This window comes from Pseudoclavibacter sp. AY1F1 (genome assembly GCF_002931075.1).
Lineage (GTDB): Bacteria > Actinomycetota > Actinomycetes > Actinomycetales > Microbacteriaceae > Pseudoclavibacter.
Window position 1 is genome coordinate 71,496 of record NZ_PSTQ01000001.1, and the last position, 24,967, is coordinate 96,462.

A 24,967-nucleotide genomic window follows, 5' to 3' on the forward strand; every position below is an offset into this window, starting at 1 on the left:
GCGGCTGCTGGACGACGCGGCGGCGGACTCTACCACCCCCACCCTCAGATGAGCCCTTTTGACATGGTACTCTTAGGTGCCGAAAGGGGCTTGTATTTATGCAGTTTGAGGTCGGGGAGACAGTCGTCTATCCCCATCACGGCGCGGCCACCATTTCAGAGGTGAAGATCCGAGTCATCAAGGGCGAAGAAAAGACGTTCCTCAAGTTGAACGTTGCACAGGGAGACCTCGTTATCGAGGTTCCTGCTGACAACGTCGACCTGGTTGGAGTGCGCGATGTCATCGGGCAGGACGGTCTCGACCGTGTGTTCGAGGTCTTGCGGGCCCCCATCACCGAGGAACCGACCAACTGGTCCCGCAGGTACAAGTCGAACCTTGAGAAGCTCGCCTCCGGCGATGTCATCAAGGTCTCGGAGGTCGTCCGCGACCTCTGGCGTCGCGACCAGGATCGGGGCCTTTCCGCTGGAGAGAAGCGGATGCTCGCGAAGGCGCGGCAGATTCTCGTCTCGGAGCTTGCTCTCGCGGAGAAGACCGACGAAGAGAAGGCCGGAGACGTGCTCGACAAGGTCCTCGCGTCCTAGTCTTCTGAACACCGGCAGCCTCCCTCGGGGCGGCCGCTCAGCACACACCATGCGCTTCATCGCCGGGGCCGCAGGGACGTTCATTCGTCCGTGCGGCCCCGACGCGTATGCTGGTGCAGTGAAACAGCGCATCTACGACACGCAGACGCAAGCACTCGGCGACTTCACGCCGATGGTGCCAGGCGAGGTTTCGCTGTACGTCTGCGGGCCTACGGTGCAGTCGGCGCCGCACGCAGGCCATCTCCGTTCCGCGCTGGTCTACGACCAATTCCGATCCTGGTTCGAGGCGACTGGGCTTCGTGTGACGCTCGTGCGCAACGTCACGGACATCGACGACAAGACGCTGGCAGGTGCGACGGCGGACGAGCCGTGGTGGGCGTTGGCGTACCGAGTGGAGCGCGAGTTCAACGCCGCCTACTCGGCCCTTGGCATCCGCCCACCGACCTACGAGCCGCGTGCGACGGGGTCCATCCCGGAGATGCAGGAGCTCATCGCGCTGCTCATCGAGCGCGGCCACGCCTATCCGGCTGCGGATGAGAGCGGCGATGTGTGGTTCGACACGGGCAGTTGGCCGAGCTACGGCGAGCTCACGCACCAGCGTCCCGAGGACATGGCCGAGGGAGAGTCGCCGAGCCGAGGGAAACGCAGCGCCGCCGACTTCGCGCTGTGGAAGGGGCAGAAGTCAGGCGAGCCGGACTCGGCTGCCTGGGCGTCGCCGTGGGGGGAAGGCAGGCCGGGGTGGCACATCGAGTGCTCCGCCATGTCCACCAAGTACCTCGGGCCGACCTTCGACATCCACGGTGGTGGCCGCGATCTCCGCTTCCCTCACCACGAGAACGAGCTCGCGCAGTCACGCGCCGCTGGCCTCGAGTTCGCTCGCACGTGGGTGCACAACGGTCTCGTGTCGGTCGCAGGGCAGAAGATGTCGAAGTCGATCGGGAACACGGTCTCGGCGCTCGATCTGCTCTCGTCGGCGCGGCCAGTTGTCGTTCGGTACTTCCTCGGGTCGGCGCACTACCGCTCGACGATCGAGATCGGACCGACCTCTCTCGAAGAGGCGACGGCTTCGTTTGCCCGCATCGAAGCGTTCCTGGAGCGCGCGGAGCGTGCCGGCGTGCTCGCTTCTGGCGGGGAGACGCCGAGCCTCGACGATCTTCCCACCGCGTTCGTCGCGGCCATGAACGACGATTTCGCCGTCCCTCAGGCCATCGCGGCCTTGCATGAGACGGTCACGAGCGGAAACCAGGCGTTCGATACGGGAGCGACGGATGCGGCGGCTCGCGCCGCTCGAGAGGTCACCTCGATGCTCGACATCCTCGGCATCAACCCACGCGCTGAGCAGTGGAGCGGGGGAGCGGATGCGACGGGTGAGACGACCCTCGCCGCGCTCATCGACTCGCTGCTCGTCGAACGCAAGCAGGCCCGCGGTGCGAAGGACTTCGCCCGCGCAGATCAGATTCGAGACACGCTGGCAGCAGCCGGCGTGCAGATTGAAGACTCGCCGAACGGCAGCTTCTGGACGTTGGAGAAGGCATGAGCACGAACTCGCGCGGCAATCGCAGCAAGAAGGGCCCGACCAAGGGCACAGGCGGCAACGGCCGCAAGTCCCTCGAAGGCCGAGGCAACACGCCGCGCGCCGAGGACCGCTCCTGGCACGTCGCCGGCAAGCGGAAGGCCGCGAAGGAACGCCTCGAGGCGGCGCGCGGCGGCTCCAAGCCGCGCCCGGCGCAGCGCGAGGGCGGCGCGCCCCGCCGCGCCCGTACCGACGACAGCACGGAGCTCGTGACTGGTCGCAACTCGGTTGTCGAGGCGCTTCGCGCCGGCATCCCCGCGACGACGCTCTACGTCGCCGCCCGCGGCGAGATGGACGAGCGCGTCAAGGAGATCTTCAAGATCGCCACCGAGCGCAAGATCCCGATCCTCGAGGTCATGCGTCCTGAGCTCGACCGCATGGCCGGCCGCGATGCGGTGCACCAGGGCGTCATCATCAAGGTGCCCGCGTACACGTACGCCGACCCCATGGAAGAGCTCGACCGCGCGATTCAGCGTCGCCGCAACCCGCTCTTCGTCGCGCTCGACGGCATCACCGACCCCCGCAACCTCGGCGCCATCGTGCGTTCGGTCGCGGCGTTCGGTGGCGATGGCATCATCGTGCCGCAGCGTCGCTCCGTCGGCATGACGGCCTCGGCGTGGAAGACCTCGGCGGGAGCCGCTTCGCGCCTTCCCGTGTCGATGGCGTCGAACCTGACGGCCACCATCAAGGCCTACAAGAAAGCCGGCGTGTTCGTCATCGGCCTCGACGGTGACGGCGACGTGTCGCTACCCTCGCTCGAACTCGCGACCTCCCCGCTCCTCGTCGTCGTCGGCAGCGAGGGCAAGGGTCTTTCGAGGCTCGTCACCGAGCACTGCGATGCGATCGTCTCGATCCCGATCGACGGGGCGACCGAGTCGCTGAACGCGGGTATCGCGACGAGCATCACGATGTACGAGGTCGCCAAGCTGCGCGCCGCCAAGCGCGCGGCCAAGTAGCCGAGGCGCTTGACGCTGATGGGCCTCACCCCTGCGGGTGAGGCCCATCGTCATGCCAGCACAGGTGGATGACCGCTGGTACCGTCAGCGGCACCACGACGTCAGGAAGCCGGTGAGCCGGCGCAGTTCCGCGCCGCTCGCGATGTCGATGACGGTGGTCGTCGACTGCTTCATCCCTGGGAGCACGGCGTAGCCGTCCGGGCCTTGCGCGCCGAGGCCCGTCTCAACGGCGAGGTACTGGCCGTTGGGGGAGACGCAGATGTCGCGGAGCCACTCTCCGCTGTCGCCCGGGTCGAAGAGCGTGCGCTGGCCTGAGGCCTCTGCGAGCTCGACCGTCACGTCGGCGAGCCCGGCAGCAGCATCCGCGACCGCCGAGATCTGGGTGCCGGCCGGGTCGAGGACGCTCGTCTGCGTCAGATACTGGGACTCGGTGAGCGTCATCGCCGCTGGTGTCAGCGGTTCGGCCGTTCCAGTGCTGAGGTCGAAGAGCGTGTACCCGCCGACGCCGGAAGTCACGGCTGTCGCGGTGCCAGGGATGAACCCGTGGAAGTGCTGCGCCTGTCCGATCGGCTCGGCGGGGGTGCCCGCCAGGACGTTCACGAGGTAGAGCTGCTCGTCGAGGGTCTGCGCGATGAGCGCGCCTGTGCGAGGGGCGAACGCCCACGTCGAGACCATCAGCGGAGTCCCGTCTGGCCCGGTGACCTGCTTGGGGCGGAACGACGTGTCGCTCGTGTCGAAGACGAACAGCGAACGCACGAGCTCGGTCTGCCCATCGGAGTGGGTGCCGTCGATGACGAACCCGATCAGCCCGCTCTCCGCGTCCGCCGCAAGGCTCGAGAGGCTGCCGGTCGCGTCCACGTTCAGCGGCACGGCTGGGCCCGGTTCTGCGCGGGGCGCCACGCCGACGGTGCCAAGCCCCGCAGCATCCTGTTCGATGACCGCGACAAACGCGTCGGTCAGCGCGTACTCCTGGATGCGGGGTGAGGTGAAGAGGATGCGCGGCTCGCCGCCGCCGGAGACGTTCGTCTCGATGACGCGGTCCTCGAGGCTGCCGCTTGTGGAGATGGCGCCGCGCACCAGCGTCGACACCTCGAGCTGGGGCGTCGTGAACTCGGTCTCAAGCGTCGACGAGACACCGGTCGACGAGCTGACCGCGTCTGCGACCGTGAGCGTGTAGCTCGTGTCGTACGCGAGCAGCTGCTCGAAGGTCACCGTGATCGTGCCGTTTTCCTGCGTGATGCTGTAGTCGGCCGCTGGCTCCAGGACAACCTGTGACGGATCTATTTCGCGGAGGCGCTGGTTGGGGGTGAGGACGAGGCGCGTGCCCTGCTGCTCGACCGTGCCGATCGCGTTGACCGCCGTCGATGCGACTCGGGGCCCCTGCAGGATGTTGCCGACGGCTAATCCGGCCGCCAGCAACGCCAGCACGACGACTGCCATGATGAACGTCTTCCGGAAGCTCCCGCCCCCGCGGCTCCTCCGCGAGTCAAGATCGGCAGACACGAGATCAGTAGACATAGGGGTCGTTCGGCTGGTCGATAGCGGTGATGGTCGTGGGCATGAGCGCGACTCGCTCCGTGCTGGACGCGCTCGGGTTCGTGACGAATGCGCCATCAACCTCGACCCACGAGTCGACGGGGTAGTTCGCCTGCCAGCCCGGCTGGTGCACGGCGACGCCGACAGGCGCGGCATCGATCGCGCAGCAGTTCACGACGAACCGGGCGAGGATGAACGCGTCGGGCGCATCCGGGTCGACGGTCACGAACCCGACGAGCTTGGCACGCTCGCCCATGACCTGCTGCTCGCCGTCGCCCTGCCGGAGCATGGCGGCCCAGTCCTTGACCGTGAAAGAGCTCGTGTCTCGTCCGCGCAGCGTCTCGCCCTCGTCGATTGGGGAGTCGACGGTCTGCGCGTTGGCGTTGAGGGAGCGGTTCTCGACGGCGGCGGAGCTCAGGGTGACGGGCGGCGCGACGATGAGCGCGACAAACGCCGTGACGACGACAAGCACAGTGGCGGTCGTCGAGGCGATGACGGCGAAGCGCTGACGCGCGCCGAGGCGAGGGCGGCGGTTGTGGCGCCTCGAGCGTGACGAGCCGAGCGCATTCGACTCGTGCGAGTGGTCGTGGCGGCCATCGTGGCCGTGCTCGTCGCGCGCTGGCGTGACCGCGATGGCGGCGATCGCCAGGATGCCGCCGATGACCGCCATGATCGACGTGAAGACGAAGTAGCGAGGGTGGATGTAGAGCGACAGCCCGCCGGTCATCGAGAGCCACACCGTCGCGACGACGGTGATGAGGGTGAGGGCGACGCCGCGCCACCTGGAGAGCAGTCGTTCAAGCAATGAGGTTCACTCCGAGTCCGAGGGTGAAGGCTGACAGCGCGACGATGAGGGTGATGCGCGCCAGGACCGCGCTCGTGTAGGTCGTACGCATGAGAGCGAGCATCTTGACGTCGATCATGGGGCCCATCACGAGGAAGGCGACGATGCCGCCCGGCATGAAGGTGCCGACAAACGAGAGGGCGAAGAAGGCGTCGACGTTGGCGCAGATCGAGATGACGAAGCCGAGGGTCATGAGCACGAGCACGGAGAGCACCGGATGCTCGCCGAGGGTCGTGAGCAGGTCGCGCGAGACGCCGACCTGGATCGCTCCGGCGATGGCGGAGCCTACGAAGAGCGCGGGGAGCATCGTCGAGGTTTCGGCACCGAACATCGACGCGCTCGCACGGAACCGGTCTCGCACGCTCGAGCGCGTGTCGTGGCCGTGCTTCGCCTCGAGCTCACAGGTCGCGGCGAAGCTCGGCGTGAGCAAGTCCTGCGGCCTCGGGTGCCTGCTGAAGAGGAACCCGATGACGTTCGCGATGACGAATCCGCCGATGATGCGGGCGGCGAGGATGCCGTGGTCCCAGCCGAAGGCCTGGTAGGTCGTGACGATCGTGATGGGGTTGAGGATGGGGGCCGCCAGCAGGAACGTGATCGACTCGGCGGGCGTGAAGCCGCGGAGCACGAGCCCGCGGGCGAGCGGCACGTTCCCGCATTCGCAGACGGGGAGTGCGATGCCGAACAGCGAGATGACGGCACGCCGCAGACACGGCGTCTGCGGCAGAATGCGCATGAGGAAGCCGGGCGGAAGCCAGTGCTGCACAACGATCGAGAGCAGGATGCCGAGGATGATGAAGGGCATCGACTCGATGACGACGCTCAGCGAGAGGGTGACGAAGTCGGTGATCGGCCCGAGCACCGGCTGGTCGTCGAGCGACGCCGTGAGCGTGCGGATAGCGATGAGCGTGAGCACGAGGCCTGCGCCGATCGTCAGCCCGAGAACTCCGCGGTTGGCGGCCGTGCGCTGCTGCGGGAGCTTGCTGCGCTGCGCGGTCGTGTGCTCGTGCATCCAGCCGAGTATAGTTCGGCGCGCTTTCGCGGAGTCCGAGACGCAGGCGGAGACATACGCACAGGCGGAGACACAGGCACAAATGGAGACACAGACGTGCTCGGGAGTCGCGTCGCGCGGCGACGGGCGATGTGGAGCCGACTGCGAGGTTCGAACTCGCGACATCCGCTTTACAAGAGCGGTGCTCTACCAGCTGAGCTAAGTCGGCCTGCTGCAATCGCAGCGGCACCATCATAGCCATGCGGTGCACACCTCGTGCACCGCATGGCCAATCAGGTTGCGTCTGCGCCTATTCGGCGGTGGTTTCTTCTTCTGGTGTGAAGGAGAGCGAGAGCGAGTTCATGCAGTAGCGGTCGCCCGTCGGCGTGCCGAAGCCGTCTGGGAAGACATGGCCGAGGTGGGAGCCGCAGTTCGCGCAGCGCACCTCGGTGCGCACCATGCCGAGCGTGCGGTCCTCGAGCAGCTGGACTGCGTCTGGCCGCACCGACTCGTAGAAGCTCGGCCACCCGCATCCGGAATCGAACTTGGTGCCGGCCTTGAAGAGCTCGGAGCCGCACGCGCGACACGTGTACAGCCCCGCGCGACCCTCATCGAGGAGCTCACCGGTGTACGCCCGCTCGGTGCCTGCCTCGCGCAGCACGTGGTACTCCTGCGGCGTGAGCTCAGCGCGCCACTCTGAATCTGGCTTGTTGACGGCGTAGGACACCGTGCCTCCTGGAAATCGACGAGACCGCTGGGAGCGGCCAGGGAGGAATGAGCATACGCGCGTTGCGTGAGTCCACTCCGTGAGCCTTGCTCGTACACTTCCTGCATGGCAAGGGACGTGGAGCTCAGCGACCTCGAGCGCGCTCTGCTGGATTTCGAAGAGATGAATCCGCGGCAGAATGCGGCGAAGGCGGCGGCGATCAGAGACCGCTTCGGCTGGTCGACGACGCAGTACTACCGAAATCTCGCTACGCTCATCGAGACACCAGCTGCGCTTGCGCATCAGCCACTGCTCGTCGGCCGCCTGCGGCGTGCGCGCGAGCGGCGTGCGGATGAGCGCCAGTTGCGGCGCGAGCAGCGTATGTCCAGCGCCTCTCCCACCTCAGGACGGATTCGGTAGACACGTGAATTACCCCAAGGATCGCTTCGACGACATCCCACCAGGGCTCGACAGGCGCGGCGCGCATCGCGCTCCCCGAACTCGCCTGGCCAAGCTCGCCTCCTGGCTGTGGGGTCTGCTCGCCGTCGTCGTGATCGTCGCCGTTGCGGCGGTCGCCATGCAGGTCATCAACGGCGTCGTCTCCTTCAGCCCCACGGCCGAGACGGAGGCCAGTGAGACGCCGGCGGAAGAAGTTCCGGTTGAAGAGGTTCCGGCCGAGGTTGTACCGCAGCTCGACCCGAACGTCTCCGTTCGGGTGCTCAACGGCACGGAGCTCGCGGGAGTCGCTGGCGGAACGACCTCGGAACTCACGGCCGCAGGGTGGAACGTCACCGAGACGGCGGATGCTCCGACTTCCGACTACGAGACGACAACCGTCTCCTACAACGACGCCTCACAGGAGCCCGCGGCGCTTGCCCTCGTGCAATCGCTAGGTGGCGGAACCGCCGTGCTCGACCCGAACGTCGCTGCGGCTGGAACGATCGTGGTCATCGTGGGAACCGACCTCGCAGGCTAAGGCCTTCAGCGCGCTCTGCTCAGGCAGGAACGGCGATTTTGTCCGTTGATTCTCCGGGGAATGACGCGCTTGTGTTCCAACGGTGTGAACTTTTGAAGACAAAACGTCCCCAGGTGACGAGATCCGCTTTTTGGGCTTCCAAGCTCAACAGGTCGCCACCTAGTATCTTGCTCGAGTCCTGGGCACCATCGTTCGTCCCCCTCGCACGCATGCAGGGCTCCGCTGGCTGGCGCCGGCGAGTACTACTGAGCAATGGAGACAAACATGGCGAACGGAACCGTGAAGTGGTTCAACGCTGACAAGGGCTACGGCTTCATCACTGTGGATGCGCTCGACGGCGCGGCCGCACAGGATGTGTTCGTGCACTACAAGGCCATCGAGATGCAGGGCTACCGCGTTCTCGAAGAGGGACAGAAGGTCGAATTCGAAATCGGAGCGGGTGACAAGGGCCCCCAGGCGGAGTCCGTGCGCGCGCTCTGACCCACAACGAGAAACGGCGTCGGCCCCTGAGCGGGTCGGCGCCGTTTTCGTCTGTGCGGCGCCGGTATTCGGGTTGTCGTTCGCCCGCAGCGAGAAGGGGCAGGGGTGGCTTGCACTCGACAGGGGCGAGTGCCAATATGGACTTGCACTCGCCTCGTTCGAGTGCCAACCACGAACCTCACGAACCACGTCCGGAAAGGACGCAGTACACATATGTCGAAGATCATTGCTTTTGACGAAGAGGCCCGTCGCGGGCTTGAGCGTGGACTGAACACGCTCGCCGACGCGGTCAAGGTCACGCTCGGCCCACGTGGCCGCAATGTCGTGCTCGAGAAGAAGTGGGGCGCGCCCACGATCACGAACGACGGCGTCTCCATCGCCAAGGAGATCGAGCTCGACGACCCGTTCGAGAAGATCGGTGCAGAGCTCGTCAAGGAGGTCGCGAAGAAGACCGACGACGTCGCCGGTGACGGAACGACCACGGCTACCGTCCTCGCTCAGGCGCTCGTCCGCGAGGGCCTCCGCAACGTCGCTGCAGGTGCAGACCCCATCTCGCTCAAGCGCGGCATCGAGAAGGCCGTCGAGGCCGTCGTCGCCGAGCTGCTCGCATCCGCCAAGGAGGTCGAGACCAAGGAGCAGATCGCTGCTACCGCCTCGATCTCGGCTGCCGACGCACAGATCGGCGAGATCATCGCCGAGGCGATCGACAAGGTCGGCAAGGAAGGCGTCGTCACCGTCGAGGAGTCGAACACCTTCGGCACGACGCTCGAGCTCACCGAGGGCATGCGCTTCGACAAGGGCTACCTGTCGCAGTACTTCGTCACCGACCCCGAGCGCCAGGAAGCCGTCTTCGAAGACGCCTACATCCTGATCGTCAACGGCAAGATCTCCAACATCAAGGACCTCCTGCCTGTCGTCGACAAGGTCATCCAGGCAGGCAAGCAGCTCCTCATCATCGCTGAGGACGTCGAGGGCGAGGCTCTCGCGACCCTCATCGTCAACAAGGTCCGCGGCATCTTCAAGTCGGTTGCCGTCAAGGCTCCCGGCTTCGGCGACCGCCGCAAGGCACAGCTGCAGGACATCGCCATCCTCACCGGTGGACAGGTCATCAGCGAAGAGGTCGGCCTCAAGCTCGAGAACACGACGCTCGACCTCCTCGGCACGGCCCGCAAGGTTGTTGTCACGAAGGACGAGACCACGATCGTCGAGGGCGCTGGCTCGCCCGAGCAGATCGCCGGTCGCGTTGCGCAGATCCGCGCCGAGATCGAGAACAGCGACAGCGACTACGACCGCGAGAAGCTCCAGGAGCGCCTCGCGAAGCTCGCCGGTGGCGTCGCCGTCATTAAGGCCGGAGCAGCGACCGAGGTCGAGCTCAAGGAGCGCAAGCACCGCATCGAGGACGCAGTCCGTAACGCGAAGGCTGCCGTCGAAGAGGGCATTGTCGCCGGTGGTGGCGTTGCGCTCATCCAGGCTGGCGCTCGCGTGCTCGACAAGCTTGAGCTCAAGGGCGACGAGGCGACTGGCGTCAACATCGTCAAGGTCGGCATTCTCGCACCGCTCAAGCAGATCGCAACGAACGCTGGCCTCGAGCCGGGCGTCGTCGCTGAGAAGGTCGCCGGACTCGAAGACGGCTGGGGCCTCAACGCCGCAACCGGCGAGTACGTCAACCTCATCGAAGCAGGCGTGCTCGACCCAGTGAAGGTCACGCGGTCCGCGCTGCTCAACGCTGCGTCGATCGCTGGTCTCTTCCTCACGACCGAGGTCGTCGTCGCAGACAAGCCCGAAAAGGCTGGCGCTCCTGCGATGGACCCGGGCGCTGGAATGGACTTCTAAGCACCCCACGCAAGTAGGCAAGCGGGCGGCTCCTCACGGAGTCGCCCGCTTCGTCGTGCAGGCTTTGTCGTGCAGGCCCTGTCGTGCAGGCTTTGTCGTGCAGGCCTTGTCGTGCAGGCTTTGTCGTGCAGGCCTTGTCGTGCAGGCTTTGTCGTGCAGGCCTTGTCGTGCACGCCCTGTCGTGCACGCTTTCGCCGAGTAGCGAGCGGGTGTGCCCACCCATCTGCGTCCGACCCCCAGGCGCTCCCGGGTAACTAGGCGCTGAAGAGCCGCCGCACGTCGCCCTCGACGGTGCCGTAGCTGGCGCTTGCACTGCCAAGGGCACCGTTGATCGACGAGATGCTCGACTCGACCTGCACCTGGGTTGCGCGCCATTGCTGGACCAGCCCCTGGAAGGCAGTCGCGGCCTCACCGGTCCACGAGCCCTCCAAGGCGGTCAGGTTGGACAGAAGCGTCGCGACCTCCGCCTGCACGCGGCCGATGGATGCCTGGGTGTTCGTCACGGTGAGCTGCAACTGTTCGCTGTCAACCATGTAGATGGCCATGGTGGTTCCCCCCTCGTCGGCCGCCGGACCGCTTCCGGCGGCACCTCGCGAGAAGGCTAAGGGAGCTCGGGGCCGAGCTGAGGCTATGCGTTCGGGGCTGTGGAGGAAGAACTGTCCACAGGCGCAGACATGAGGAGTGGGAACTTGAGGCGGAAGGTTGCACCGCCGCCAGGCGTCTCGAACACGTCGACTTCGCCATCGTGCGCCTTCATGATCGCCGAGACGATTGACAGGCCGAGCCCGGAGCCGCCGGTCTCGCGCGCCCTCGAGGTGTCCGCGCGCCAGAAGCGCTCGAAGATCTTCTGCCTGATCTGCGGAGGGATGCCCTCCCCGTGGTCGATGATGTCGACGATTGCCAGCTGGTTCGGCAGGTCGACCGTGACGCCGACCTCGAGCGGCGATCCCTCCGGGGTGTACCGCATGGCGTTGCCAAGCAGGTTGGAGATCGCCTGTCGCACCTTGTCCTCGTTCGCATGGACCATGGCCGGCACGTCGCCGAAGTCCTCGTCGGCCTCAGCGACTTCGACCTCGCTTGCTTCCACGCCCTTGCGACGGATCGGGAAGCCTCGCAGCGCGGGGCGGGGCAGGGGGCGCCGCCGCCAGATCGCGCGGCGCGCGGGAGTGGCCTCCGGCGAGGTGGCCATGTCTTCGGCGACCGGTTCTGCTTCGATCGGAGCCGGCAGCTCGCCGGTGGTCGCCATCCCGGGGGAGTCGGCCTCGTCCTGAGGGTCTTGGATGATGCGCACCGGGAGGGCCCGCACAACTCTGTCCTTTGCCGTGGCGTGGGCATCCATCGCCGCGTCTTCTGCGATCGGTTCGAGATCGATGACGTCCTTGACGAGCTCGCGGGTCTCATCGAGCCGCGCGAGCTGCAGGAGGTCCTCGACGAGGCCGCCCATGCGGAGGGCTTCCTTCTCGATCCGCTCCATGGCCTGGCCGACCTTCTCCGGGTCGTTCAGCGCCCCCATGCGGTAGAGCTCGGCGTACCCGCGCACGGTGACAAGCGGTGTGCGTAGCTCGTGGCTGGCGTCGCCGACGAACCTGCGCATCTGGGCGATCGTGCGTGTGCGCTCGTCGAAAGCGTGGTCGATGCGCACGAGCATGGTGTTGAGCGACCGCGAGAGTCGCCCGACCTCCGTGTTGGGCGTCCCGGCGGGGAGCCGCTGCGAGTAGTCGCCTGACGCGAACTGCATGGCAGTTGCCTCGACCTGCCTGAGGGGCAGCAGGGTGGCTGAGACAAGCACCCGAGTGAGGGCGGCCCCGAAGATCACGACGGTCAGTCCGAATCCGAAGAAGATGGCGAGGAAGTTGACCATGGTCGCGTTCACGCTCGTGAGCGGGGCGGCGATGAGGAGCGTTCCTCGCACCTGATCGGCCGCATACTCGCCTTCTGGAACGGTGATCGTCCGCCAGCTCGCGCCGAGCGGATCTTCCATGTCGAAGAGGCTCTGGCTTCCCCGGTTGGCGGCGTCGGTCGGCACCTCCGGTGCGATCGCCCGCGGGCGCTGCCACTGCCCCCAGTTGTCGACGACAACTTCGCCTTCGGCATCGACGACGGCGACATACAGCGTCGACGGCGCAATGCGCACCGAATCGTACGTGAATAGCTGCGACGATACGTCGGTGGCCAGGAACTGGGTCGGGTCGCTCGCGTAGACGCTCAACTGCGAGTCCGTCTGCGAAACGAGGGTCGGTCGAAGCAGCAGCGTCGTCCCTATTCCGGCGACGACGATGCCAAACGTCAACAGGGTGATGTTGACGATCGTCAGCTTGTTGCGGAGCGAGAGCCGATCCCAGCGCCAGGCCTTGAACGGCACCGCCTACTTCCCCTCGTGACCGAGCCTGGCCACCTCTGCTAGGCCTTGGCCCCGGAGACCTTCAGCATGTAGCCGAAGCCGCGCTTTGTCTGGATGAGCGGCTCCTCCGTGAACTGGTCGAGCTTGCGTCGCAGGTAGGAGATGTAGGACTCCACGATTCCGGCGTCGCCGTTGAAGTCGTACTCCCACACGTGGTCCAGGATCTGCGCCTTGGAGAGCACGCGGTTCGGGTTCAGCATGAGGTAGCGGAGCAGCTTGAACTCCGTGGGGGACAGCTCGATGGGCTCGTCGCCGATGAACACCTCGTGGGTGTCCTGGTCCATCGTGAGTTCTCCGGTGCGGATGACCGCTTCTTCCTCTGCCTGCATCGTGCGACGGAGGATCGCCTTGATACGGGCCACGATCTCGTCGAGGCTGAACGGTTTGGTGACGTAGTCGTCGCCTCCCGCGTTGAGGCCCTCGATCTTGTCGTCGGTGTCGTCCTTGGCGGTGAGGAAGAGGATGGGGCTCGTGTACCCGGAAGCGCGCAGGCGCTTGGTGACGCCGAAGCCGTTCATGTCGGGGAGCATGACGTCGAGAACGATGAGGTCGGGCTCCTCCTCGATGACAGCGGAGATCGCAGCGGCGCCGTTGCCGACGGCACGCACCATGAACCCTGCGAAGCGCAGGCTGGTCGACAGGAGTTCGCGGATGTTTGGCTCGTCGTCAACAACGAGAATCTTGGGGCCATCAGTCATGGACTAAGTATCTTGACGCCGTCTGAGTGAAGTCTGACGGCGCGCGGTGTCTCCGCTCTGCGGGTGCGCTAATCTTCTGGGTCGCCCTCGTGAGAATTCTTCGGCCCGACGACTGCACTACTGTGCCGGTATGGACGACTCCGCTGCACCCAGGTACATGCACGGGCACCACTCGAGCGTGCTTCGCTCGCACGGGCGTCGCACGGCCGAGAGCTCGGCCGCATACCTGCTGCCCGAACTCCGACAGGGGATGCGCGTGCTCGACGTCGGCTGCGGGCCCGGGTCGATCACGCTCGATCTGGCGGCGCTGGTCGGTGCGGCTGGTCAGGTCATCGGCATCGAAGTCGTCGATGAGCCTCTCGAGACGGCTCGTGCCGCCGCGGTCTCCCGAGGGGACTCGCGAACGGAGTTCCAGCTTGGCGACGTCTACGCGCTCGACTTCGCGGATGGCGAGTTCGATGTTGTGCACGCGCATCAGGTGCTGCAGCATCTTGCCGACCCTGTTGCGGCGCTGGGTGAGATGCGCCGAGTGACGAAGCCGGGTGGGCTTGTTGCTGTGCGCGACGTCGACTACGGCACGTGCGTGTGGCATCCGCAGCTCCCCGCGCTCGACCACTGGCTCGCGGTGTACGACCGGGTCGCCAGATCGAACGACGGCGAGCCGAATGCGGGGAGGCTCCTCAAGAGCTGGGCGCGAGCCGCGGGACTTGGTGATGTCCGACTCACGGCGAGTGCGTGGATCTTCGCGACGGGTGACGAGCGCGAGTGGTGGGGTTCCACGTGGGCCGAGCGAGCAACGCTCTCTCGCTTCGCGGAGGACGCCAGAGCTCGGGGCATCGCGTCGTCTGGAGATCTTCAGCGGATCGCTGATGCCTGGTCGGCGTGGGCGTCCGATGACGACGCCGAGTTCGTCATGACCCACGTGGAGTTGCTCGCGCGCGTGTGATCGACCGTGCCGACTGTTTACGCCGGCGCGAGGATCGCGTCGGCGTCGAGGATCTCGTACGAGTAGCCCTGCTCCGCGAGGAAGCGCTGGCGGTTCTGCGCGAAGTCCTGGTCGACGGTCTCGCGGGAGACCAACGTGTAGAACGACGCGGTCACGCCCGTCGAGCTCGGGCGGAGCAGTCGGCCGAGCCGCTGAGCCTCCTCCTGGCGTGAGCCGTACGAGCCGGAGATTTGCACGGCGACAGACGCATCCGGCAGGTCGACGGAGAAGTTGGCGACCTTCGAGACGACAAGCACCTTCTCTCGGCCCTCGCGGAAGGCCTGGAACAGCTCCTCGCGCTCGGCGATGGGCGTCTGCCCCGTGAGCTTCGGGACGCCCAGCTCCTCGGCGATACTGTCGATCTGATCGAGGTACTGCGCGATGACCAGGATGTTCTCGCCCTCGTGCTTGGCGATGAGGGCCTTCACGAGCTCGTGCTTGGCAGGCGCCGTCGCGGCGATCCGGTACCGCTCGTCGTCGCTTGCCGCCGCGTACTCCATTCGCGTCTCGTACGGCAGGTCGACGCGCACCTCGTAGCACTTGGCTGGTGAGATGTACCCCTGCGCCTCGATGTCCTTCCACGGAGCGTCGAAGCGTTTCGGGCCGATGAGGCTGAAGACGTCGCCCTCCCGCCCGTCTTCGCGGACGAGAGTCGCCGTGAGCCCGAGGCGGCGGCGTGCCTGCAGCTCGGCGGTGAGCTTGAAGACCGGCGCGGGAAGAAGGTGCACCTCGTCGTAGACGATGAGACCCCAATCGAGGGCATCGAGCAGCGAGAGGTGCGTGTAGACGCCCTTCCTCCGAGCCGTGAGGATCTGGTAGGTCGCGATCGTGACGGGCTTGATCTCCTTGATCTCGCCCGAGTACTCGCCGATCTCGTCCTCCGTGAGCGTGGTCCGCCGGAGAAGCTCGTCCCGCCATTGCCGCGCAGACACCGTGTTCGTCACGAGGATGAGAGTGCTTGTCGAGGCTGTCGCCATGGCTCCCGCCCCGACGAGGGTCTTGCCAGCGCCGCACGGGAGGACAACAACGCCGGAGCCACCGGCGAAGAAGTGGTCGACGGCCGAGCGCTGGTAGTCGCGCAGCTGCCATTCGGATTCGTCGAGCGCGATGGCGTGCGGTGTGCCCGGTGTGTAGCCGGCCAGGTCTTCCGCGGGCCAGCCGAGCTTCACGAGCTGCTGCTTGAGCTCGCCGCGCGCCCAGGCCTGAACCCGGAATCCGGATTCGCCGGTCGGCCCCTCGAGGAGGGGCGCAACGTGCTTGGCCCTGGAGATCTGCAGGAGCACGGCGGGGTCGTCGCTCGAGACGACAAGCTCGCCGTGCTCATCGCGGGAGATCACGAGCTTGCCGTAGCGCGCCACAGTCTCGCGGATCTCCGCGGAGACGGATGCTGGGACGGGGAACTTCGCGAAGCGCTCGAGGACGTCGAGCATCTCGTCGGCCTCGTGGCCTGCAGCGCGGGCGTTCCAGAGGCCAAGTCGCGTGATCCGATACGTATGGATGTGCTCTGGAGCACGCTCGAGCTCGGCAAAGACCGCAAGCGCGTGGCGTGCGGCGTCGGCGTCGGGATGGGCGACTTCGAGCAGGACAGTTCTGTCGCTCTGTACGATCAACGGTCCAAGTGCCATAACGGTCAATCATACCCGCCGGCCTTCGCGCGCCTGAGTGCTTGGCGGGGTCGGGTCAGGGCGACTAGTCTGCGCCGCGGTCTACTCCGCGCCGCCGTCTACTCCGCGTCTGGGATTTCTGAGAGCTGCACTTCGAGGATCGCGCGGATCGGAAGCGTCCGCTCGACGTCGGCGGCCAGGTCCCTCGCGCGGAGGCGGCCGGCGGCGACACTCATCGGCACGAGGCGGAGGGTCGTCTCCTTGCCGCCGCCGAGGTCGACGCGTACCGTGACTTCGCTTTTGGCTCGCCTGGCGACCTCGAGCTGGCGCTGCACCCACGTCTGGGCGTCGTCGCCCGCATCGAGTCGAGTCGCCTCATCGTGCAGCGCGTCCGCGAACCGCAGCGCAGCGTCGCTCGGTCGAAGGTCGCGTGCCGGAGCTGTCTCCCTCGGACGCAGTGGCACGAGCTGCCCTGTGGCGTTCTCAGCGCTGGCCGGGTAGCGCGCGTCGAGCAGCATGAGCACAACCGTGTCTCGCGAAGCTGACGAGACGAGCGCTCCCTCACCTGATTGGCGCAGCCCGAGCGGCGCGACCGCGGCGTCCACTCGCAGTGCGTCCATGAGGGCAGGGTCTTGGCTCGTGACCATGGTTCCTGGTCTGACAGGATGCTCGCGCACACGCACCCGTCCGTGGCGGTTCGCGGCTTCGCGGAGCAGGTACTCCACTGGTTGCGGAATTCCCGTGAGGGAAAGTCTTGCCAGGGTCGCCTCGATCTCGGAGATGGAGAGCCCGGTGCCGAGGGCGTGTGTGACGGAGGCCTCCGAGAGGCGGTAGCTCGAGGCGAGACCGCGCCGCTCGAGTGACGCGACGGCTTGCAGCGACTGCTCGTCCGCGGGGGCGAGGGGGCCGGGTGCGATGACGGAGAGGTCTGGTTGCAGGTAGACGCCAGTGACCTCCTCCGGGAGCGAAGCCTCGAGTAGGTCGGCTGCCGCGTCGAGATCGTCCTGGGCGAGCAGGAGCCCCAGCTGGCTCAGCTGGCCTTCCACCGTGAGACCGAGGAGCTCTGTCTGGGGCGTCGCGTGCGACTGGCTGTCGGTGAGCATGCCGGACCGGTCGGCCACGCGAAGCTCGGCGAGCCAGCACTCCGCGAGCTTGCGCCAGCGCGAAAGCGGGGCGCTCAGCCTGAAGACCCGGCCGGCGTCGGTCGGTCGCATGGCATCCGCGACGGGGCTGCAGAGTCCGAGGTCGAGCATCCACTCGAAGAGGGGCGACAGGACGGCCTGCTCCGTGTGCAGCTCGGCGGCGATGCGTCGAATCGTGGTGGCTCCGAGCTGGAGGCCGCCACGGCCGTCGCGGTAGGCGCGCGGGGCGAGGTCCAAGGAGGCGATCGCGTCGGCGGCGAGCTGCGCCGCACCGTGGGCGCGCTCGGTCGCCTGGGGGAGTGGCGCCAGGCTGGCCTCGTCGACGGTCTGGTGGTCGGGCGAGTCGGCGAGCAGCTCAGCCAGCGCGGTGGCCGCCGCGGGCAGGAGTTCTGGCGCGTCGGGGGTACCGACGGCGAGGCCGCGGAGCCTCGCGAGCTGCAGCGCTGCAGCTGAGCCTGACGCGAGTCGGGATGCGTCCCGCCAGCCGAGGCGCGCGACGGCCTCGCCCGTGGCGGACTCGTCAGCGAGCGCTTCGGCGATGTCCATCGCGCCGCTGGAGCCGCGCATCGACAGCCTGCGCCAGGCGGCGAGGCCGGCGAGGTCGGTGCGATCGAGGCTGCGGAGGAGCTGGAGCACCCGCAGCGCGCTCGGGGAGGCGTCTATCAGCTCTCGGACCTGCCCCGCGAGCGTCGGTTCGCGACGATGCGCCAGATGATGAGCGAGAGGATGAGGAGGAACGCGACTGGGAAGCCGATGTAGGTGACGAACAGGAGCGTCGGCCAGATCGGGTTGCTTGCGTCGACCTCGATGCCGAGGAGTGGCGTCGCGAGCAGCACGAGGAGTGCGATGAAGGAGATCGCCGCGATGCCGAGGGACATGAAAGCGAGGATGCGTTCGCCCTTCGCGATGGGGGCGCCGTTGGAAGAGGTCACCGAACCAGACTAATCGACATGCGCGCCACCGTAGACTGGTTCGGATCAGCCGCACGCCGCGGCCGACCAGGGGATGCGAAGTTCGCCGCCCCGCCTGTGAAAGTTCGATCTGGTGCATTGTGCGCCGAACAAGGAGATGGCCATGCCCACCGGCAAGGTGAAGTTCTACGACGAGGACAAGGGATTCGGCTTCATTGCGGCCGACGACGGTCAGGAAATCTTCCTGCACGCAACGGCGCTTCCTGCAGGAACCTCGTCGGTGCGCCCGGGTACGAAGCTCGAGTTCGGCATCGCCGACGGCCGACGCGGCGCCCAGGCGCTCTCGGTCCGAGTTCTGGAGGCGCCGCCGAGCGTCGCCCGCATCCAGCGCAAGTCGCCCGACGACATGGCGGTCATCATCGAGGACCTCGTCAAGCTGCTTGACACGGTTGGCGGGGCGATGCGTCGCGGCCGCTACCCCGAGAAGCCGCAGGGCGCGAAGATCGCAGCGATGCTTCGTCGCGTCGCGGACGACCTGGACGCCTGATGTCGAACGAGGCCGTGCTTCCTGCCCCGCTCGGGGTCGCCCTTGACGCTGCTGAGCTCGAGCCCTCGCGAAGGCTCGCATGGGCGGCGCTTCTGGACGTGACGCCGGCCTCGGAGCTCGGCGAGCTCATCGCGGTCGTCCCGGAAGAGGACGATGGCGTGTACACGCTCCAGTACACGACGCGCCTGCCCGGGTATCCGGACTGGCGCTGGAATGTTTCGCTGGTGCGCCTGGTCGACCAGTCGGAGCCGACGGTCCTCGAGGCCGAGCTGCTCCCAGGCGACGGGGCCCTGCTCGCGCCTTCCTGGGTGCCGTGGTCCGATCGACTCGCTGACTACGAAGCGGCGCAGCTGCTCGAGGCCGGCGAGGCTGCCGAGGGTGGCGACGAAACCGCAGAGGCGGCCGGCGAGGAGGCCGCGCCCAAGTCGAGCAAGCGCATTCGCCGCACCCGCACGCGCCGCCGTATCGGCGCCGACGGGGCGGCCGAGATCGAGCCCGGAGCGTCGAACACAGGTGCGGGCGAGCCGGATGAAGGCGAGTCAGCGGGAGCGCCTGCCGCCGATCACGACGCGCCAGCCGAGGCCGAGGTCGAGAAGCCCAAGAAGAAGAAGCGCAAGAAGGAGAAGTCTGCCAAGAAGGCGAAGTCCGAGGCTGGGCTCGACGTGAAGTCCGAGGGCTCTGACGGTTCCGAGGGCGCTGAGGCTGCGGGCGAGTCGTCGGTCTCCTCGACCGAGGAAGCCGCGCCGGCGGCCGAGAAGCCGAAGAAATCACGACGCAAACGCGTCGAGCAGGCGACTCCTGACGCCGTCGAAGCAGAGCGGGCCGAGGCCGCGCCGGTCGACGCGCCCGTCGGCGCGCCCGACGATGGTGCGCCGAGCAAGCCCGAGCGCCGGAAGCGGAAGAAGGCGGTCAAAGCCGTCGAAGCTGTCGAAGCGGTGCCTTCCGATGAGACGGCTTCGAAGGACGAGCCCAGCGAACCTGTCGAGCGGAAGCACGTCGCTGACGACTCGGAGCCTGCGCAGCCCGCCAAGGCGAAGGCTCGCGGCAAGCGGCGTCGGGTCGTCGTCGTGCCTCGCAGTGAGGACGAGCTGCCGGCGCAGGCGCCGGTGGAATTCGGTGAGGCCGCCGATATTCGCGAGTTCGCTGACGACATGGACGACGTCTTCGATGGCGTCGATTTCGAGCCTGACGCCGCCGACGACGCGCCGAAGAGCGCTGACGCGAAGGAGTAATCCAGGGGCGCGCGGCGCGCCTGGAGAACACACGCTGAGAGAACACACGCTGAGAGAACACAAGACGGGCGTCACCGGCAGCTGCTGGTGACGCCCGTCTTATGTTCCGCGGCCCGCTCCGTGCGCGGGGTGAGGTCAGGCGAGGTGCTCGACCACGTAGTCGATGGCGCCCGTGAGGCGGCGCACGTCGTCCGGGTCGACGGACGTGAACGTGGCAACGCGCAGCTGGTTGCGTCCGAGCTTGCGGTACGGCTCGGTGTCGACGATGCCGTTGGCGCGCAGGGCCGCAGCGATCGCGGCCGCATCCACGTCTTCGTTGAAGTCGATTGTCGTGACGACCTGCGAGCGCTCTGCGGGATTCGCGACGAACGGTGTCGCGAACGCGGATGCCTCGGCCCAGTCGTACATGATGCCGGAGGACGTGCGGGTGCGATCGTCAGCCCAGGCGATGCCCCCGTTGCCGTTGATCCAGTCGAGCTGCGCCTCGAGGAGCAGGAGCGTCGAGATCGCAGGCGTGTTGAGCGTCTGGTTCTTGCGCGAGTTCTCGACGACGTGGCTGAGCTTCAGGAAGTCGGGGATGTAGCGCTCGGAAGCGGCGATGCGCTCGATGCGCTCGATCGCGGCCGGCGACGCGATGGCGATCCAGAGGCCGCCGTCCGAGCCGAAGTTCTTCTGGGGCGCGAAGTAGTAGACATCCGTCTCGCTGATGTCGATGTCGACGCCGCCGGCGGCGCTCGTGGCGTCGATGACGGTCAGGGCACCCTCGTCGCCGTGCACTCGCCGGATGGGGGCCATGGCGCCCGTCGACGTCTCGTTGTGCGGCCAGGCGTAGACGTCGACGCCTGCGACCGCCTCCGGAGCTGCGATGGTGCCGGGCGCTGCGGAGCGCACGTCGGGGGCCGTGAGCCACGGAGCGGCGGCGGCCTTGGCGAACTTCCCGCCGAACTCGCCGAAGGTCAGGTTCTGGGCGCGCTCGGAGATCAGGCCGAAGGCAGCCGAGTCCCAGAACGCCGTCGAGCCGCCGTTGCCGAGCAGTACCTCGTAACCGTCTGGGAGACGGTAGAGGGACGAGATGCCCGAGCGGACGCGGCCGACCAGGTCCTTGACGGGGGCTTGGCGGTGCGACGTGCCGAGGATGCTGGTGGCCCCGGCGACGAGGTGATCGATCTGTGCGGGCCGCACAACCGACGGGCCGCAGCCGAATCGGCCGTCGAGCGGAATGAACTCAGTCGGGATGCGAATGTCAGGCATGCTGCAAGCCTATGCGCGCAAGCGGCCTCGCTCGCCGCTAGGCTTGGCGAACCAATGCAACGGGAGGTGGCGGGGCGTGACCAATCTGGTGGACACCACGGAGATGTATCTCCGCACCATTCTCGACCTCGAGGAAGAGGGCATCACCCCGCTTCGGGCTCGTATCTCCGAGCGGCTCGGCCACTCGGGTCCGACGGTGTCGCAGACGATCGCACGCATGGAGCGCGACGGCCTCGTGTCCGTCGCCAGCGACCGCAGGCTTGTGCTGACCACCGACGGTCGGGCCAAGGCAACACGAGTGCTGCGTAAGCACCGCATCGCCGAGGGTCTGCTCGCCAACGTGATCGGGCTTGATCTCGCGCAGGTGCATGAAGAGGCCTGCCGCTGGGAGCACGTCATGAGCGACGAGGCTGAGCAGCGCATCTTCGAGATGCTCGGGCGTCCGAGCGAATCGCCGTACGGCACGCCGATTCCCGGGCTCGATGAGTTCGGTGCTGAGCCTGCTGAGGAATTTCTTGCTGGAGTCGTGAGCGTGTCGACGCTGCTCGAGGAGGCCGCGCGCGGCGCGACATCGACCGAGCCTGTCCGCGCCAAGGTCCGCCGCCTCGGCGAGCCCGTGCAGTCTGACCTGCAGACGCTCACGCTGCTGCGCGAGGCCGGAGTGCTTCCCGGCACCGAAGTCACGCTGCAGCGGCGGGGTGCCTGGATCGGCCTGCTCCCGGTGTCCGGCGGCATCGGGGTCGAGGTCTCGCTCGAGACCGCCGAGCACGTCTATGTTGATGCGGTCGTGAGCGTGGATGCGGTCCTGAGCCCCGAAGGTGCGCTAGGCTGAGTTTTGGTCACGGCCAGCTGAAGATCTCCTCCGCATTCTGCGGACCTCCCAGCGCCTGACTTCCGCTCTATTCCGGGGTTCGTTACCTCGGCGTTAGGGTTCTGACACCGAAGCGTGACAATTCACAGCTTTTCCACTAGTGTTGTGCGAGTCATGAGCTAGGCAATCTGCCTAGCTGGCAGGCCGAGGCGCCGTATCCCGCTCCTCGACCTAGCTTCCCCTGGTAACAGGCAAGAGCGGGATCGGCTCCTCGGAGTCAGGCGCTGGAGGAACGACTTGGAAAACTTTACGAACGCCACGGCACCGCTGACGCGACGCCAGGCTCGTGAGATCGAGCGCCGCACGGGCCAGCGCCCAGTGGCGACTGTCGGTGTCGCGGGTGTGTCCGCGCCGGTGATCGAGGCGTCGGTCGCAGAGATCAACTCGGCGCCATCGGCGCTGGTTGCTTCTGCGCCTTTCGTGCACGACACGGCACACATCGAGCGCAACGAACTCGGCGCGCTTGTCTCCGTGCTCCCCACGACCACGGCGCTGCCGCAGGTCGCTGGCGATGAGGCCGAGGTGAAGCTCGCTGAGGTCATCGAGATCCCCGAGGCCTTTGCGGGCCGTTCGGTCAGCATCCGCGCAGCGAAGCCCGCAGCACTCGTCACGCGTCAGCGTCGCCGCACGGCAGGCAGCTTCGCGGCTGCTGCAACGGTTGCAGCTATCGCAACGGCAGGCGTCGTCGTTCCCGCGGCGGTCGCCGATGGCAACGACGCCAGCCAGGCTCAGGCCAACCTCCTTGCTGCGACCACGGTCGAGACCGATGCTCCTGCCGCTGAGCCAAGCGCAACGGCCGAAGCCACCGAAGATGCGGCAACTGAGCAGGTCTCCGTCGACCTCGTCGCCGCTCCCGAGGTTGCGGTCGACCGCACCGAGTCCAGTGTCGTGACGCTCTCGAGCGACCAGGTCGCTGAAGTCGTCGCAACGCCCGAGCCCACCGCAGACACGCGTGCCTCGACCGGTGGGACGACGTCCACCGGCGGAAGCACGTCCGGTCAGGCGAACTCAGCTTCAACTGGTGGCGCCGGCATCGACGTCGACTCGTCCAGCGTGGTCAACGCTGCTATGAGCTACGTCGGCACCAGCCTCGGTGCATGCGACCTGCTCACCAAGGCTGCGTACGCCGCAATGGGCATCACGCTCCCGCGTGGCGTCTCCGCGCAGGCTGCTATGGGCACTCCGACCTCCAACCCGCAGCCCGGCGACCTCGTCGTCTGGCCCGGCGAGCACATCGGCATCTACGCCGGTGGTGGCATGGTCATCGACGACCCGGGTTACGGTGGACGTTCGGTCGAGTACCGTTCGATCTCGTGGGGAAGTCCCTACTACGTGACGCTCCGCTAAGGAGCGAATCACCTCGACGCAACGCGTCCAGCTTCGGCTGGACGCGTTTCGTCGTTACCGGCGCGTGATCTTGCATGCACTGATTTGTGACCGCACCGTGACAATTCTGTGACCTTTGTGTAGGCTCGGACGCGTCGAGGATGCCGGTTCCAACGGTGTTCGGAAACACCGGAGGAGAAGTCTTGAGCACATCGAGCATGCCGCGCACGGACAGCACCACGATGCTGACCCGCCGCGAAGCCCGCGCGATCGAGCGGCAGACCGGAGTCCGTCCCGCCGCATCATCCGCCACACCACCCGCCGCACCAGTAGCGATTGCAGGGGTATCCGCCCCAGTTATCGAGGCGTCGGTCGCCGAGATCGTGTCGGCGGCCCCCGCCCGCTCGAACTCCTCAGTGTCCGCGCCCTCGGTCCACGACACGGCACGCATCGAACGGAACGGAGACGGGTCCCTCGTCTCGGTCCTCCCGTTCGCGCCAACCGTCGATCGGGAGTCGGCCGCACCCGACGAAGCGCCTGACGCCACGCCATCGGCGGAGGTCATCGACATCTCCGAGGCGTTCACCGGGCGCTCCGTGAGTATCCGGGCCGCGAAGCCTGCGGCACTTGTCGCGCGTGGTCGTCGCCGCACAGCGGCGAGCTTTGCCGCCGCCGCAACCGTGGCTGCCGCCGCGACCGCTGGCATCGTCGTTCCCGCTGCTGTCGCGGATGGGCAGAGCGAAGTGCAGTCGCAGGCCAACCTCGTCGCCGCCACGTCGCCTGAAGCCAGCGCGACGACCACGGCCGCAGACCCAGTTCCCGCGGCCGAAGAGGCATCTGGCGAAGAGGTTGCGCTTGTCGCCGCTCCCGAGGTTGCGGTCGACCGCACCGACTCCACGGTCGTCTCCATCTCGAGCGATGACTTGGCCGCAGTGGCCGAGACTCCGACCCCCACACCAACGCCAGAAGAGACGGAAGAGCCCGTTGCAGAGTCCTCGACCTCGTCGAGTACCTCCTCTGGCGGCGACACGAGCGGTCAGACTTCGTCGTCCTCTTCTTCCTCCTCGTCCTCGGGTGCATCCGCTGGCGGGTCCGGAAACGTCGACACCTCGAGCCTCATCGCCGCTGCCCACAGCTACGTCGGCTCGTACTTCCCGGCTTGCACCGACCTCACGAAGGCGGTCTACGCGACGCAGGGCATCTCGCTCTCGGGCTCTGTGAGCAATCAAATCGCCGGGGCACGCCAGACCTCCAACCCGCAGCCAGGCGACCTCGTCGTACAGCCAGGGGCCCACATCGGCATCTATGCCGGCAATGGGATGGTCATCGATTCTCCCGGGTACGGCGGCAAGGTCGTCCAGTACCGGTCGATCTGGTGGGGCAACCCGGTGTACTACACCTTCAACTAGTCCCGGGTCGCTTCGGCGGCTCCCACAAGCGACGCCTCGCGCAGCAGCTGCTGCGCGAGGCGTCGCTTTGTCGTGATGAAACTGTGACTCTTTGACATGCTTCTGTGACCTCAGCGT

General features: G+C 67.0%; 24 protein-coding genes and 1 tRNA gene. 13 read left to right on the forward strand and 12 right to left on the reverse strand.

The features are described 5' to 3' along the window. Positions 1-98 precede the first annotated feature (98 nt). From C5B85_RS00350 to rlmB, 3 genes are all read left to right on the forward strand, one after another. Positions 99-581, forward strand: a complete 483-nt coding sequence (locus C5B85_RS00350; protein ID WP_068479837.1) for a CarD family transcriptional regulator — start codon at positions 99-101, stop codon at positions 579-581. 118 nt (positions 582-699) lie between these two features. Beyond that, positions 700-2,118, forward strand: coding sequence for a cysteine--tRNA ligase (gene cysS, locus C5B85_RS00355; RefSeq protein WP_104284742.1), 1,419 nt, complete (start codon positions 700-702; stop codon positions 2,116-2,118). Continuing rightward, entirely contained in the window at positions 2,115-3,110 is a 996-nt protein-coding gene (gene rlmB, locus C5B85_RS00360; protein ID WP_068479835.1) for a 23S rRNA (guanosine(2251)-2'-O)-methyltransferase RlmB, read from the forward strand. The genes cysS and rlmB overlap by 4 nt, the downstream gene beginning before the upstream one ends. Before the next feature lie 84 nt (positions 3,111-3,194). Here rlmB and C5B85_RS00365 read toward each other — a convergent pair whose 3' ends face one another. The 5 genes from C5B85_RS00365 to msrB all read right to left on the reverse strand — a co-directional run bounded on the left by C5B85_RS00365 (position 3,195) and on the right by msrB (position 7,205). Further along, positions 3,195-4,613, reverse strand: coding sequence for a hypothetical protein (locus C5B85_RS00365; protein ID WP_146077783.1), 1,419 nt, complete (start codon positions 4,611-4,613; stop codon positions 3,195-3,197). A 4-nt stretch (positions 4,614-4,617) separates the two neighbouring features. After that, positions 4,618-5,451 (reverse strand): TIGR03943 family putative permease subunit, encoded by an 834-nt coding sequence (locus tag C5B85_RS00370; protein WP_104284104.1) that lies wholly within the window; start codon positions 5,449-5,451, stop codon positions 4,618-4,620. After that, positions 5,444-6,499: a permease gene (locus C5B85_RS00375; protein ID WP_104284105.1), complete on the reverse strand. Its 1,056-nt coding sequence runs from the start codon at positions 6,497-6,499 to the stop codon at positions 5,444-5,446. Before C5B85_RS00375 ends, C5B85_RS00370 begins: the two co-directional genes overlap by 8 nt. A gap of 132 nt (positions 6,500-6,631) precedes the next feature. Continuing rightward, positions 6,632-6,707 (reverse strand) — tRNA-Thr (locus C5B85_RS00380). A gap of 81 nt (positions 6,708-6,788) precedes the next feature. Continuing rightward, positions 6,789-7,205, reverse strand: a complete 417-nt coding sequence (gene msrB / locus C5B85_RS00385) for a peptide-methionine (R)-S-oxide reductase MsrB (RefSeq protein ID WP_104284106.1) — start codon at positions 7,203-7,205, stop codon at positions 6,789-6,791. Positions 7,206-7,310: 105 nt separating this feature from the next. Here msrB and C5B85_RS00390 point away from each other — a divergent pair, with 105 nt between their 5' ends. From C5B85_RS00390 to groL, 4 genes are all read left to right on the forward strand, one after another. Next, a complete protein-coding gene (locus C5B85_RS00390; RefSeq protein WP_104284107.1) occupies positions 7,311-7,604 on the forward strand; it encodes a DUF3263 domain-containing protein in 294 nt (97 codons plus the stop codon). Between the two features lie 4 nt (positions 7,605-7,608). Then, complete coding sequence (locus C5B85_RS00395; protein WP_181064205.1) at positions 7,609-8,160, forward strand: LytR C-terminal domain-containing protein; 552 nt, start codon at positions 7,609-7,611, stop codon at positions 8,158-8,160. A gap of 264 nt (positions 8,161-8,424) precedes the next feature. Beyond that, positions 8,425-8,640 carry a cold-shock protein gene (locus tag C5B85_RS00400; protein ID WP_068479823.1) on the forward strand — a complete coding sequence of 72 codons (216 nt, stop codon included), beginning with the start codon at positions 8,425-8,427 and terminating at the stop codon, positions 8,638-8,640. A 213-nt stretch (positions 8,641-8,853) separates the two neighbouring features. Continuing rightward, positions 8,854-10,473 (forward strand): chaperonin GroEL, encoded by a 1,620-nt coding sequence (gene groL / locus C5B85_RS00405; RefSeq protein ID WP_068479821.1) that lies wholly within the window; start codon positions 8,854-8,856, stop codon positions 10,471-10,473. Positions 10,474-10,727: 254 nt separating this feature from the next. Here groL and C5B85_RS00410 read toward each other — a convergent pair whose 3' ends face one another. The 3 genes from C5B85_RS00410 to C5B85_RS00420 all read right to left on the reverse strand — a co-directional run bounded on the left by C5B85_RS00410 (position 10,728) and on the right by C5B85_RS00420 (position 13,572). Then, positions 10,728-11,018 carry a WXG100 family type VII secretion target gene (locus C5B85_RS00410; protein ID WP_104284109.1) on the reverse strand — a complete coding sequence of 97 codons (291 nt, stop codon included), beginning with the start codon at positions 11,016-11,018 and terminating at the stop codon, positions 10,728-10,730. An 83-nt stretch (positions 11,019-11,101) separates the two neighbouring features. Continuing rightward, positions 11,102-12,835 (reverse strand): cell wall metabolism sensor histidine kinase WalK, encoded by a 1,734-nt coding sequence (locus C5B85_RS00415; RefSeq protein WP_104284110.1) that lies wholly within the window; start codon positions 12,833-12,835, stop codon positions 11,102-11,104. A 38-nt stretch (positions 12,836-12,873) separates the two neighbouring features. Then, positions 12,874-13,572: a response regulator transcription factor gene (locus C5B85_RS00420; RefSeq protein WP_068479813.1), complete on the reverse strand. Its 699-nt coding sequence runs from the start codon at positions 13,570-13,572 to the stop codon at positions 12,874-12,876. A gap of 130 nt (positions 13,573-13,702) precedes the next feature. On the opposite strand from C5B85_RS00420, the gene C5B85_RS00425 reads away from it, so the two are divergent. Next, positions 13,703-14,518 (forward strand): methyltransferase domain-containing protein, encoded by an 816-nt coding sequence (locus tag C5B85_RS00425; protein WP_104284111.1) that lies wholly within the window; start codon positions 13,703-13,705, stop codon positions 14,516-14,518. Between the two features lie 17 nt (positions 14,519-14,535). On the opposite strand, the gene C5B85_RS00430 is transcribed toward C5B85_RS00425, so the two are convergent. From C5B85_RS00430 to C5B85_RS00440, 3 genes are all read right to left on the reverse strand, one after another. After that, complete coding sequence (locus C5B85_RS00430) at positions 14,536-16,182, reverse strand: DNA repair helicase XPB (RefSeq protein ID WP_104284112.1); 1,647 nt, start codon at positions 16,180-16,182, stop codon at positions 14,536-14,538. A 98-nt stretch (positions 16,183-16,280) separates the two neighbouring features. Then, on the reverse strand, positions 16,281-17,939 hold the full coding sequence (locus tag C5B85_RS00435) for a helicase-associated domain-containing protein (RefSeq protein WP_104284113.1): 1,659 nt from the start codon (positions 17,937-17,939) through the stop codon (positions 16,281-16,283). Between the two features lie 26 nt (positions 17,940-17,965). Then, a complete protein-coding gene (locus C5B85_RS00440; RefSeq protein WP_104284114.1) occupies positions 17,966-18,235 on the reverse strand; it encodes a hypothetical protein in 270 nt (89 codons plus the stop codon). 142 nt (positions 18,236-18,377) lie between these two features. Between C5B85_RS00440 and C5B85_RS00445 the strand changes: the two genes are divergently transcribed. Next, on the forward strand, positions 18,378-18,761 hold the full coding sequence (locus C5B85_RS00445) for a cold-shock protein (protein WP_104253894.1): 384 nt from the start codon (positions 18,378-18,380) through the stop codon (positions 18,759-18,761). After that, entirely contained in the window at positions 18,761-19,993 is a 1,233-nt protein-coding gene (locus C5B85_RS19340; protein WP_104284115.1) for a DUF3027 domain-containing protein, read from the forward strand. The genes C5B85_RS00445 and C5B85_RS19340 overlap by 1 nt, the downstream gene beginning before the upstream one ends. A gap of 135 nt (positions 19,994-20,128) precedes the next feature. Here C5B85_RS19340 and serC read toward each other — a convergent pair whose 3' ends face one another. Further along, positions 20,129-21,244: a phosphoserine transaminase gene (gene serC, locus C5B85_RS00455; RefSeq protein ID WP_104284116.1), complete on the reverse strand. Its 1,116-nt coding sequence runs from the start codon at positions 21,242-21,244 to the stop codon at positions 20,129-20,131. A gap of 76 nt (positions 21,245-21,320) precedes the next feature. Here serC and C5B85_RS00460 point away from each other — a divergent pair, with 76 nt between their 5' ends. From C5B85_RS00460 to C5B85_RS00470, 3 genes are all read left to right on the forward strand, one after another. Further along, positions 21,321-22,076 carry a metal-dependent transcriptional regulator gene (locus C5B85_RS00460; RefSeq protein WP_104284117.1) on the forward strand — a complete coding sequence of 252 codons (756 nt, stop codon included), beginning with the start codon at positions 21,321-21,323 and terminating at the stop codon, positions 22,074-22,076. Positions 22,077-22,352: 276 nt separating this feature from the next. Further along, a complete protein-coding gene (locus tag C5B85_RS19470) occupies positions 22,353-23,462 on the forward strand; it encodes a C40 family peptidase (protein WP_258070526.1) in 1,110 nt (369 codons plus the stop codon). Positions 23,463-23,644: 182 nt separating this feature from the next. Continuing rightward, positions 23,645-24,850 (forward strand): NlpC/P60 family protein, encoded by a 1,206-nt coding sequence (locus tag C5B85_RS00470; protein WP_104284118.1) that lies wholly within the window; start codon positions 23,645-23,647, stop codon positions 24,848-24,850. The last annotated feature ends 117 nt before the right edge of the window (positions 24,851-24,967 follow it).